Genomic DNA, 11410 nt, shown 5'->3' with positions numbered 1-11410 from the left:
AAGAGACCCATCATGAAAAATCTGTTCCGTCCGCTGATCGTGATCTTCGCGGTGCTGACCGCGGTCACCGGACTCGCTTATCCCGCGGTGATGACCGCGTTCGGCCAGGCGGCGTTCCACGACAAGGCCAACGGCAGCCTGATCGAGCAGAACGGCAAGGTGGTCGGCTCGCAGCTGATCGGCCAGCAGTTCGACGCGCCCCAGTATTTCTGGGGCCGGCTATCGGCGACGAGCCCGATGCCGTACAACCCGCAGGGCTCGGGCGGCTCGAACCTCGGGCCGAACAACCCGGCGCTGCTCGACGAGATCAAGGGTCGGCTCGCGGCGCTTAAGGCTGCGGGCACCGACATGTCGAAGCCGGTGCCGGTCGATCTGGTCACGTCGTCGGGCAGCGGGCTCGATCCGGAGATCAGTCCGGCCGCGGCCGCGTACCAGGTGGAGCGGGTCGCGCAGGCGCGCCGCCTCGCGCCGAGCGACGTGCAGGTGCTCGTCGAGCGTTATACGACGGCGCGCCAGTTCGGTGTGCTCGGCGAGCCGCGCGTGAACGTGCTCAAGCTCAATCTCGCGCTCGATGAAATGAAGCGCGGTTGACCCGAAACGCAAACGACGAATCATCAACCGCGATTGCGGTTCATCGGCAAAACAGCGGCGTCCGCGTGGCGCCGCTGCGCCATTTGCGGGCCGGCGCGGGCCGTGCCAACATGCAGGCACCGCCGCTCGCACGACTATGACAATCACTGAGCATGAACCGCCCCGATCCTGACGAACTGCTCGACAAGCTGCAGCGCGACGAAGAAAAGCGTCTGCGCGGCAGGCTGAAAATTTTCTTTGGCGCGTCGGCAGGTGTCGGCAAGACGTATGCGATGTTGCAGGCCGCGCGCCGCCGCAAGGAAGAGGGTGTCGACGTGCTGGTCGGCATCGCCGAAACGCACGGGCGCGGCGAAACCGCCGCGTTGCTCGCGGGACTCGACGTGCTGCCGCTCGCGCATATCGACTATCGCGGCCGCAAGCTCGGCGAGTTCGATCTCGACGCCGCGCTCGCGCGCAAGCCGCAATTGATCCTCGTCGACGAACTCGCGCATTCGAACGTGCAGGGCGCGCGCCATCTGAAGCGCTGGCAGGACGTCTACGAACTGCTCGACGCCGGCATCGACGTCTATACGACCGTCAACGTGCAGCACCTGGAGAGCCTGAACGACGTGGTCGGCCAGATCACGGGCATCCGCGTGTGGGAGACCGTGCCCGATCGCGTGTTCGATCATGCCGACGAAGTCACGCTCGTCGATCTGCCGGCCGAGGAACTGCTCGACCGCATGCGCGACGGCAAGGTGTACATGGCGCAGCAGGCCGAGCGCGCGGTGCGCAACTTCTTTCGCAAGGGCAACCTGATCGCGCTGCGCGAACTCGCGCTGCGCCGCACCGCCGATCGCGTCGACGCGCAGATGCGCGAGTATCGCGCCGACCGGTCGATCCAGCGCATTTGGCAGGCGCGCGAGCGGCTGCTGGTGTGCGTGGGTCCTGGTCCCGAGGCGCCGGCGCTGGTGCGTTCTGCTGCGCGCCTCGCCGCGAGCCTGAAGGCCGACTGGCTCGCGGTCTATGTCGAAACGCCCGCGTTGCAGCGTCTGCCCGACGCGCGCCGCGCACGCACGCTGAACGCGCTGAAGCTCGCCGCCGAACTCGGCGCCGAAACCGCGACGCTCGCCGCCGCCGATGCGCTCGACGCGTTGATCGGTTACGCGCAGGCGCGCAACGTATCGAAGCTGGTGGCGGGCGCATCGTCGCGCACCGGCATTAGCCGCTGGCTGCGCCGGCCGCTTGGTGAGCGCATCGCCGAGAAGAGCGGCGATCTCGATCTCACGCTGATTCGCGTGTCGTCGGAGCGCGACGCCGGCGAACAGCGGCGGCTGTTGAACACGACCGCGAACGCATGGCGCGAAGCGTTGAGCGCGGCGCGCGAGCGTCGCTCGCCGCCGCGCGCGTATGCGTGCGCGCTTGCGATCGGCGCGGCGATCACGCTGCTGTCGAGCCAGTTGATCGACCGCATCGATCTGACCAACCTCGTGATGCTGTACCTGCTCGGCGTGATCTTCACCGCGGTGAAGCTCGGACGCGGGCCGGGTGTCGTGCTGTCGTTCGCGAGCGTCGCCGCGTTCGATTTCTTTTTCGTGCCGCCGCGCATGTCGCTGTCGGTGTCCGATACGCAGTACCTGCTGACGTTCTTCGGCATGCTGCTGACATCGCTCGTGATTAGCCATCTGACTTCGAGCCTGCGCCGCGAGGCGAGCGTCGCGCGACGCCGCGAGCAGCGCACCGGCGCGATGTATGAGATGGCGCGCGAGCTCGCCGCGGCGCTTGCGGCCGAGCAGATCGTCGGCATCGGCACCCGGCACTTGAGCGAAGTGTTCGGCGCGCGAGTCGCGATCCTGCTGCCGGACAGCGCCGATCAGGTCAAACAGAAGATCGAGGACCCGGACCCGGCGATCACGCTGGAAGGCGACGCGCTCGACCTCGACGTCGGCCAGTGGGTCTACGATCAGCAGAAGCCGGCCGGCCACGGCACCGACACGCTGCCGGCCGCCGCGGCGCTGTACCTGCCGCTGAAGGCGCCGATGCGCACACGCGGCGTGCTCGCGGTCGTCGTGCGTGACGAGCGCGAGCTGACCGTGCCGGAACAGCGGCGCATGCTCGATGCGTTCGCCGCGCAGATCGCCCTCGCGCTCGAACGCGTGCATTACGTCGATATCGCGCGCGATGCGCTCGTCAACATGGAGTCGGAACGACTTCGCAATTCGCTGCTGTCGGCGATATCGCACGATCTGCGCACGCCGCTGACGACGATCGTCGGGTTTTCATCGATGCTCGCCCAGGGGCAGCGAGGGCAGGGGCCGACCGACCCGCAATCCGCCGCGCGTCGCAACGACGAACTCGTCGATGCAATCCACGAAGAAGCGCTGCGCATGACCGACATCGTCACGAATCTGCTCGACATGGCGCGCCTGCAGGCCGGCAGCCTGCAACTGAACCAGCAATGGACGCTGCTCGAGGAGACGGTCGGCGCCGCGCTGCGCGCGTGCAAGCGCGTGCTCGCCGATCATCCGGTGCAGGTCACGCTGCCCGCCGATCTGCCGCTGCTGCATCTCGACGCGGTGCTGATGGAGCGGCTGTTCTCGAACCTGTTCGAGAACGCGGCCAAATACACGGCGTCGGGCACGCCGCTCATGATCGGCGCGCAGCAGATCGACGCGGACGGCGAGCCGTTCGTGCGCGTGACGATCGACGACAACGGCCCCGGTCTGCCCGCCGGCATGGAAGCGCGGGTGTTCGAGAAGTTCACGCGCGGCGAGAAGGAATCGGCGAAACCGGGCATCGGCCTTGGGCTCGCGATCTGCCGCGCGATCGTCGAGGCGCACGGCGGTACAATCGGCGCGCTCAACCGGACGGCAGCGGATGGCCACGTCGAGGGCGCGCGCTTCTGGTTCACGCTACCGGTCAAGACGCCGCCCGATGCTCCTGAAACGTTCGATACGCTCGAAGACGAAGGCGCCGCCGACGACACCGCCGCCGACCTCAACCCGCTCACCCGACCCGCCCATGAGTGACCTGAGCATTACCGTCGTTCTGATCGAAGACGAAAAGCAGATTCGCCGCTTCGTGCGCACGGCGCTAGAAGGCGAGGGCATCGCCGTGTACGACGCCGAGACCGGCAAGCAAGGGCTCGTCGAAGCGGCGACGCGCAAGCCCGATCTGGTGATCGTCGATCTGGGCCTGCCCGACACCGACGGCCTCGACGTGATCCGCGAGTTGCGCGGCTGGAGCGAACTGCCGGTGATCGTGCTGTCGGCGCGCACCCAGGAAAGCGAAAAGGTCGCCGCGCTCGACGCCGGCGCCGACGACTACCTGACCAAGCCGTTCGGCGTGTCCGAGTTGCTCGCGCGCATCCGCGCGCATCTGCGGCGGCGCAATCACGGCGGCGCGAACGAATCGCCGCAGGTGCGCTTCGGCGCGGTCACCGTCGACCTCGCGCTGCGCCAGGTCACGCGCGACGGCGCCGCGGTCCATTTGACGCCGATCGAATACCGGCTGCTCGCGACGCTCGTGCGCCACGCCGGCCGCGTGCTCACGCACCGGCAGCTGCTGCGCGACGTGTGGGGGCCGTCGCATGTGGAGAGTCACCACTATTTGCGCATCTACATGGCGCATCTGCGCGGCAAGCTCGAGCGCGATCCGGCGCAGCCCGAGCATATCGTCACTGAGACGGGCGTCGGGTATCGGCTGGTGGGCGCGGTGTGAGTTCGTCCGCGAAGCCGCTCCGTTATAATCTCCCGACGTAAGGACGACCTTACGCTTCTGTCGATCATCGGGGACGGCCCCATTTTTCATGGAGCTGTTTCAATGTCCTGGTTTCTTCTGTTGATCGCCGGTTTGCTCGAAGTCGCCTGGGCGGCCGGTCTCAAAACTTCCGAAAGTTTCACCCGCTTCTGGCCGTCCGTCTTCACGGTCGTGACCGCGCTCGGCAGCTTCGCGCTGCTCGCGCTGGCGATGCGGCAACTGCCGCTCGGCACGGCCTATGCGGTGTGGACAGGAATTGGCGCGGTCGGCGCGTTCATCTTCGGCGTCGTGATGATGGGCGAGGCGTTGACGCTCGCGCGCGTCGCCAGTGCGTCGCTGATCGTGATCGGCCTCGTCGGGCTGAAGCTGTCGTCGGGGCACTGACCCCTCGGCCACGTCCGCCCGGCGCGCGGCCGCCATTGCCTGCAAGCCACAGCGCGGCCTCGCCGCTCTACGTTCCGCGAATCATCGTAGCTATAATGAGACAGCAACGACGTTGAGATTGCCCGCGGCCTGGCTGGCGCGGCCGGCTTGGCAAGCCTGACGGCTTGGGCGCGGAACCCCCGCTGGTTCCCGCCGAAGCCGTCAGGCAAGCACAAAGCGCGTGGAGGCGGCCATGCTTGAATCACTTTCGCTTGCAGCGGGCCTTTCATGGGGCAGCGGTCTGCGCCTCTATCTAACGGTCCTTTTGGCCGGCGTATTGGAACGTCTTGGCCTGATTCACTTGCCGGACACGTTGTCCGCGCTGTCGTCGCCATGGGTGATCGGCGCGGCGGCCGTGCTGACGCTCACCGAATTCCTCGCCGACAAGATCCCCGCGTTCGATTCGCTGTGGGACGCGATCCACACCTTCATCCGCATTCCCGCCGGCGCCGTGCTGGCCGCCGGCGCGCTCGGCCACGCCGATCCGACGATGCTGACCGTCGCCGCGCTCGCGGGCGGCACGCTCGCCGGCACTGCGCATCTCGCGAAGGCGGGCACCCGCGCGCTGATCAATCTGTCGCCGGAACCGGTGTCGAACGTCGTCACGTCGACCGCCGAGGACGGCCTCGCGGTCGGCGGGGTACTCCTTGCGCTGTTCGTGCCGCTCGCGTTTCTGGTCTTGATGGTAGGCTTTCTGCTACTCGCGGCGTGGGCGTTGCCGCGATTGTGGCGTGGCGTGCAGGGCGGTTTTCGCGGCATGGCCACGCACATGGTGTCGCGATTGGCGAGGAGCAGGCACGATTGAGCGAAGCACTGCCAGGATCTAAGGCGGGTTCAAGAACGCGCGCCGACATCAGACCGGCGCGCCGGCTCGGCGGCATCGATCTGTTGCGCCAGGCCATGCGGATGACGGCGCGTGACTGGCGCGCGGGCGAATTGACGATGTTGCTGCTCGCGCTCGTACTGGCGGTCGCGGCGTTGTCGAGCGTCGGGTTTCTGGGCGACCGGCTGCATCAGGGGCTCGAGCGCGATGCGCGGCGCATGATCGCCGCCGACTTCATCGTGCGCGCCGATCATCCAGTCGATCCGCAATTCGCGGCCGAGGCGCACGCCCTGGGCCTGCGCACCGCCACCACGGCGATCTTTCCCAGCATGATCAACTCGACCGGCGCGCAGCCGGCGTCGCGGCTCGCCGCCGTCAAGGCGGTGTCGCCGGGCTATCCGTTGCGCGGCGCGCTGCGCATCGCGGCGGCGCCGGGTGCGGCCGATCATCCGGCAACGTCGATTCCGGCGCCGGGCACCGTCTGGGTCGACCAGGAACTGCTCGACGCGCTGAAGCTGAAGGTCGGCGATGCGGTGAAGGTCGGCAATCGCAGCTTCACGGTCGGCGCGCTGATCACGCGCGAGCTCGATCGCGGCTTCTCGTTCGTCAACTTTTCGCCGCGCCTGATGCTGCGCGCCGACGAAGTGCAGTCGACCGGCCTGATCACGTACGGCAGCCGGGTCACGTACCGGTTGCTGGTCGCCGGCTCCGACGACGCGGTCGCGCGCTTCGCGCAGTTTGCGCACGAGCACGTCGACGCCGGCAAGATGCGCGGCGTCGCGCTCGAGTCTCTGCAGGACGGCCAGCCGCAGGTGCGTCAGACGCTCGATCGCGCGGGCCATTTCCTGACGCTCGTGTCGCTGTTGACCGCGCTGCTCGCAGCGGTCGCGATCGCGATGGCCGCGCACCGCTTCATGCGCCGGCATCTCGACGGCTGCGCGGCGATGCGCTGTCTCGGCGCGAGCCAGGCCGCGCTACGGGCGCTGTTCACGCTCGAATTCGTCGGGCTCGGCCTGCTCGGCGGGGTGCTCGGCGTGGCGCTCGGTTATCTGGGGCATCTCGCGCTGCTGACGTGGCTCGGCGGCCTGATCGACGTGGTGCTGCCGCAGCCGACGCTGTGGCCCGCGTTCGAAGGCATTGCCGCCGGCCTCGTGCTGCTGCTCGGCTTCGCGCTGCCGCCGCTGTTGCCGCTCACGCGCGTACCACCGGTGCGCGTGCTACGGCGTGAATGGGGCGAGGAGGGGCGCACCGCGTGGGCCGCCTATGCGTTCGGCATCGTGCTGTTCGCGGGGTTGCTGATTCTCGCCGCCGGCGAATTGAAGCTCGGCGGCATCGTCGCGGGTGGATTCGCGGGCGGCTTGCTGGTGTTCGCAGGCATCGCGCGGCTCGCGCTGTGGGGCGCGGCGCGCGTGGTGCGCAGCGAGCGCGTCAATGCGGGCATCGGCTGGCGCTATGCGCTCGCGTCGCTGGAGCGGCGCAGCAGCACCAGTGCGCTGCAAATCACCGCGCTCGGCATCGGCCTGATGTGCCTGTTGCTGATCGCGATGACGCGCAACGACCTCGTGCAGGGCTGGCGCAAATCGACGCCGCCCGATGCGCCCAACGAGTTCATCATCGACATCCAGCCTGATCAGCGCGACGCGGTCACGCAGTATCTGGACGCGCACGGCATCGCTGGCGTGGAGTTGTCGCCCATGGTGCGCGGGCGGCTCGTCGCGATCAACGGCAAGGCAGTCAACCCGGACTCGTTCAAGGGCGCGGACGCCAGGCGTCTGGTGGACCGCGAGTTCAACCTGTCGTACACGACGCAACTGCCCGACGACAACCGGATCGCCGCGGGCAGCTGGTTCGGCGATACGACGAAGCCGCAGATTTCGATCGAGCAGGGTCTCGCGAAGCTGATCAACGTGAAGCCCGGCGACGTACTGCGCTTCGACGTGACGGGACTGACCATCGAGGCGCCGGTGACGAGCGTGCGCAAGCTCGACTGGGGGTCGTTCAAGGTCAATTTCTTCGTGCTGATGCCGCCCGTCTCGTTGCAGGACTTCCCGGCGACATTCATCACGAGCTTCCATCTGCCCGCGGATAAGCAGTCGACGATCGACGGCCTGATCGCCGCGTATCCCAATCTGACCGCGATCGACACCGGCCCGATCCTCGCGCAGGTGCAGCGCGTGTTGCAGCAGGTGATCGGCGCGGTGCAGTTCCTGTTCGCGTTCACGCTCGCGGCCGGCGTGCTGGTGCTGTACGCGGCGCTCGCCGGTACGCGCGACGAGCGTATGCGAGAATCCGCGCTGCTGCGTGCGCTGGGCGCATCACATCGTCAGGTGCGGGCGGTGCAGGTGGCCGAGTTCGTCGCGGTCGGTGCGCTAGCAGGCCTGATGGCGGCGGTCGGCGCGCAGGTCATCGGCTCGCTGCTGGCCACGCACGTGTTCGAGTTCTATCTGGACTTCGATCCGTGGCTGCTGCCGGCGGGCATTTGCGCGGGTATCGCTTGTGCTGGTGTCGGCGGGTGGCTGAGTCTGCGGCATGTGTTGGCGCGGCCCGCGCTGCAATCGCTGCGCGACGCGTGAGCTTTCTTTGTGATGTTTATTTGCTGTTGAGCAGGGTATGAGCGATTTGAACGACGAAGTGTCCTCGGACAAGCCGACGGCCTTCGAACTGGTGGGCGGCGAGGCGCGCGTGCGCGAACTGGTCGACCGGTTTTACGACCTGATGGATCTCGAGGCGGATTTCGCCGGGATTCGCGCGCTGCATCCGGCATCGCTCGAGGGTTCGCGCGACAAGCTGTTCTGGTTTTTGTGCGGCTGGCTCGGCGGTCCCGATCATTACATCAGCCGCTTTGGCCATCCACGTTTGCGCGCGCGGCATCTGCCGTTTGCGATCGCGTCGAGCGAGCGCGACCAGTGGTTGAGGTGCATGGCGTGGGCGATGGAGGACATCGGCTTGCCGGAGCCGCTGCGCGAGCGGCTGCTCGGCTCGTTCTTCGAAACCGCCGACTGGATGCGCAACCGCAATGGCTGATACGCCGCCGCACGCCGCCTCGGCACCGTACTCGGTCGAAGCCGACTATGCGGCGCTCGAGCCGCGCGCACGGGAGATACTCGACTGCTGGTTCGGCGCGCCGGGCACGCCGGAGCACGGCACCGAGCGCAAGCTCTGGTTCAAGCGCAATGACGCCGTGGATGCGATGCTGCGCGAGCGTTTCGGCAACCTGATCGATGCGGCCAACGCGGGCGAGCTCGACGCATGGCAGGCCACGCCGTTGGGCGCGTTGGCGCTCGTGATCGTGCTGGACCAGTTTTCCCGCAACTGCCATCGTGGGACGCCGCGCGCGTTCGCGACCGACAGCAAGGCGCTGCAAACCGCGCAACGAATGATCGCGAGCGGCGCAGATCGGCTGCTGCCAGGCGTGCAGCATCGGGCGTTCGCGTATCTGCCGTTCGAGCACGCTGAATCGCTCGCGAGCCAGCAGGAGTCGCTGCGCCTCTTCAAACAGCTGGCGCAGGAGCCGGGCGGTGACGGCTACTATCAACACGCGCTGCGCCACGCGAAAGTGATCGAGCGGTTTGGCCGCTTTCCGCATCGCAACGTGTTGCTCGGACGTGAATCGAGCGATGAGGAGATCGCGTTTCTCCGCGAGCCCGGTTCGAGGTTCTGAATCAGCGCGGACGCGCACGCGAAGCACTCGGCCGGCGCGACGTGTTGCGCGGCTTTACTCGTCGCCGCGTAGCTTGCCCGCCACCGGCGTGCGCACGAACACGCGCAAGAGCTCATCCGAATCACCCGGCCGCGCGCCGGACCAGAACAGCCGCCATTCGCCGGCCGGCGGCCGCGCGTTTTCGCGGCGGCTTTCCTCGATCAGCCACGTGCAGGCGGTCGTGCGCGGATCTTCGCTCGGCTGATGCACGATGCCCGTGTAGTAGAAGAGCATCGGCGCTTCGGATTCGCCGAGGCCGGAGCTCGCCATGCAGTCGCCGTCGTTCCATTCGATATCCATCTTCGCGCCGAGGTCGCGGAACACCGAGCGGTAGCTTTTCGCGTAGTCGAGCCAAGGCAGCAGCAGCGTGCTGACGAGCCCCCAGACGAGCATCGCGCCCGCGCACCAGCTCAGCGCGCCGCGCCATTTGCCCGCGTACTTGAACGACGGCAGCAGCCACAGCCAGCCGATCGTCAGCACGAGTGCACCGATGATCAGCGCGGGCGAAATCGGCAGCACCCAGTCGAGCGGCAGCCAGCGGCCGAGCAGATGCAGCGACGCATGGTTGCTCGCCGGGTTCGTCATGGTGGACCAGACGATCCACACGAGTGCGGCCGCGCTGCCGAACAGCACGCGGCTCGTCATATCCCAGCCGGTATGCAGGCGCGCCGGCAAGCGTTCGACGCCCTGCATCGCGACCAGCGCGAGCGGTGCGATGAACGGCAGGATGTAGAGTTCGCGGACCGTCGCCGAAGTTTGCAGCACCGCGAAACCTATGCCCGCGAACAGCATCGGCAACACCACGCGCGGATCGCGCCAGCGCCGCCATGCGCCACCCGCGAGCGCGGTCAGCGCGAGCGGCACGACCGGAAAGCCGACGCTCAGCACGGTGCGCAGCACGAACAGGTGACTCTCGTTTTCGGAGCCGAGCTCGGCGACTGAAAAACCGAAGAAGCGCCCGACGTTGTTATCCCACAGCCACACCTTGAAGAGTGCCTCGGAGCGCAGGTAGAAGCAGATTGGCCAGATCAGCGGGAAGGGCGCGCAGACAAGCGCGGCCAGGCTCAGCGCGCCCGCGAAGCCGCGGCTGCGGCAAGCCGGATAGAGCAACAGCGCAGCACAGGTGGTGGCGCCGAACACGAGCGGCACGAACAGCCCCTTGGCGAGCAGCGACACGCCGACGCCCGCGCCGAACATCGTCGCGCCGCTGAGGATCGCGTGACGCCGCGCGCGGGCATCGAGCGGTTTGATCTGCCGGGCGGCCTGAGCATGCAGCGGGAAATAAGAGGCCGCGCGCGGGTCGTCACGCAGATGCACCAGCACGAGTTCGAATAGTCCGCAAAAGCCGAGCGCGGCGCCGGCCATCAGCGCGACGTCGGTCATCATGTCGTGCACGTGCTTGACGACGACGAGCGTGCCGCCGAACAGCGCGAGCGTGCCGATCACGCGCAGGTCGAACCAGCTCGACGCAGCGACCGCGCGACGCGCGACGCGCGCGGTGTAGTACACCGTCAGGCCCGCGAACAGCGCGCTCGCGAGCCGTGCCGCATCGTGCAGCGGCAAATAGCGGCCGAACATCCACGCGAGGCCGGTGGCGACCCAGTCGTAGATCGGCGGCTTTTCGACGAAGGGCTGGCCGGCATTGGTCGGCACGACGAGGTCGCCGGTATCGAGCATGTGCTGCACGATGCCGAATGTGTAGGTTTCGTCCTGCTTCCATGGCTCGTGGCCGAGAATGCCGGGGACGAGCCACGCGCACAGGATCGCCAGCGCGACGAACCACAGTAGCGGACGAATCGCCGCGAGCGCGCGCCAACGCTGCAGGCCGCGCGCGGCGCGGTCGGCGGAAACGGCTGAGCCCGATGTCTGCGCTGTGTCGACGCTATGGATCGCGAGCGCCGAAGCCGCGGTGTCTCCAATTGCGGGCTGGGCCTGCGCGCCGGCGAACGGGTGCGCGGTGCTGGCGCTAAGCGCGGCCTCTTGCGCACGGCCTGCTGGAGCGGCCGAGGTCACGGCCGTCGCGCTGGCATTGTGCGCGCGCCAGCGCGTGGACTGCTTGTCTTGCATGGAAGTCTCTGGTCAGCGTACGCGTCGGCGTTGGCCTCGTACTTATGTTTTGCTTACGTCGCCTGCGA

At 67.7% G+C, this 11410-nt stretch carries 9 protein-coding genes; 8 read left to right on the top strand and 1 reads right to left on the bottom strand.

The window, feature by feature from the left end; genetic code table 11:
* The first annotated feature begins 12 nt into the window (after positions 1–12).
* The 8 genes from kdpC (at position 13) to QFZ94_RS25590 (ending at position 9236) form a co-directional block, all read left to right on the top strand.
* Positions 13–591, top strand: coding sequence for a potassium-transporting ATPase subunit KdpC (gene kdpC, locus QFZ94_RS25625; protein ID WP_429460417.1), 579 nt, complete (start codon positions 13–15; stop codon positions 589–591).
* A 152-nt stretch (positions 592–743) separates the two neighbouring features.
* Positions 744–3599 carry a DUF4118 domain-containing protein gene (locus QFZ94_RS25620; RefSeq protein WP_429460415.1) on the top strand — a complete coding sequence of 952 codons (2856 nt, stop codon included), beginning with the start codon at positions 744–746 and terminating at the stop codon, positions 3597–3599.
* The gene (kdpE, locus tag QFZ94_RS25615) at positions 3592–4290 is read left to right on the top strand and encodes a two-component system response regulator KdpE (protein WP_176109149.1); all 699 of its coding nucleotides are present in this window, start codon (positions 3592–3594) and stop codon (positions 4288–4290) included. The genes QFZ94_RS25620 and kdpE overlap by 8 nt, the downstream gene beginning before the upstream one ends.
* A 102-nt stretch (positions 4291–4392) precedes the next feature.
* Complete coding sequence (gene sugE / locus QFZ94_RS25610; RefSeq protein ID WP_176109148.1) at positions 4393–4713, top strand: quaternary ammonium compound efflux SMR transporter SugE; 321 nt, start codon at positions 4393–4395, stop codon at positions 4711–4713.
* A gap of 232 nt (positions 4714–4945) precedes the next feature.
* Positions 4946–5557, top strand: a complete 612-nt coding sequence (locus QFZ94_RS25605) for a DUF4126 domain-containing protein (protein ID WP_429460413.1) — start codon at positions 4946–4948, stop codon at positions 5555–5557.
* 101 nt (positions 5558–5658) lie between these two features.
* On the top strand, positions 5659–8148 hold the full coding sequence (locus QFZ94_RS25600) for an ABC transporter permease (protein ID WP_429461924.1): 2490 nt from the start codon (positions 5659–5661) through the stop codon (positions 8146–8148).
* Between the two features lie 37 nt (positions 8149–8185).
* Complete coding sequence (locus tag QFZ94_RS25595) at positions 8186–8599, top strand: group II truncated hemoglobin (protein ID WP_176109145.1); 414 nt, start codon at positions 8186–8188, stop codon at positions 8597–8599.
* Positions 8592–9236 carry a DUF924 family protein gene (locus QFZ94_RS25590; protein ID WP_368586188.1) on the top strand — a complete coding sequence of 215 codons (645 nt, stop codon included), beginning with the start codon at positions 8592–8594 and terminating at the stop codon, positions 9234–9236. The genes QFZ94_RS25595 and QFZ94_RS25590 overlap by 8 nt, the downstream gene beginning before the upstream one ends.
* Before the next feature lie 54 nt (positions 9237–9290).
* On the opposite strand, the gene QFZ94_RS25585 is transcribed toward QFZ94_RS25590, so the two are convergent.
* Positions 9291–11342: an ArnT family glycosyltransferase gene (locus QFZ94_RS25585; protein ID WP_429460410.1), complete on the bottom strand. Its 2052-nt coding sequence runs from the start codon at positions 11340–11342 to the stop codon at positions 9291–9293.
* Positions 11343–11410: the final 68 nt, after the last annotated feature.

Origin of the sequence: Paraburkholderia sp. JPY465 (assembly GCF_050436725.1) — a bacterium.
GTDB classification, from domain to species: Bacteria; Pseudomonadota; Gammaproteobacteria; order Burkholderiales; family Burkholderiaceae; genus Paraburkholderia; species Paraburkholderia youngii.
The sequence above is the reverse complement of the archived record's forward strand: the minus strand, read 5'-3'. Positions and strand labels throughout refer to the sequence as shown.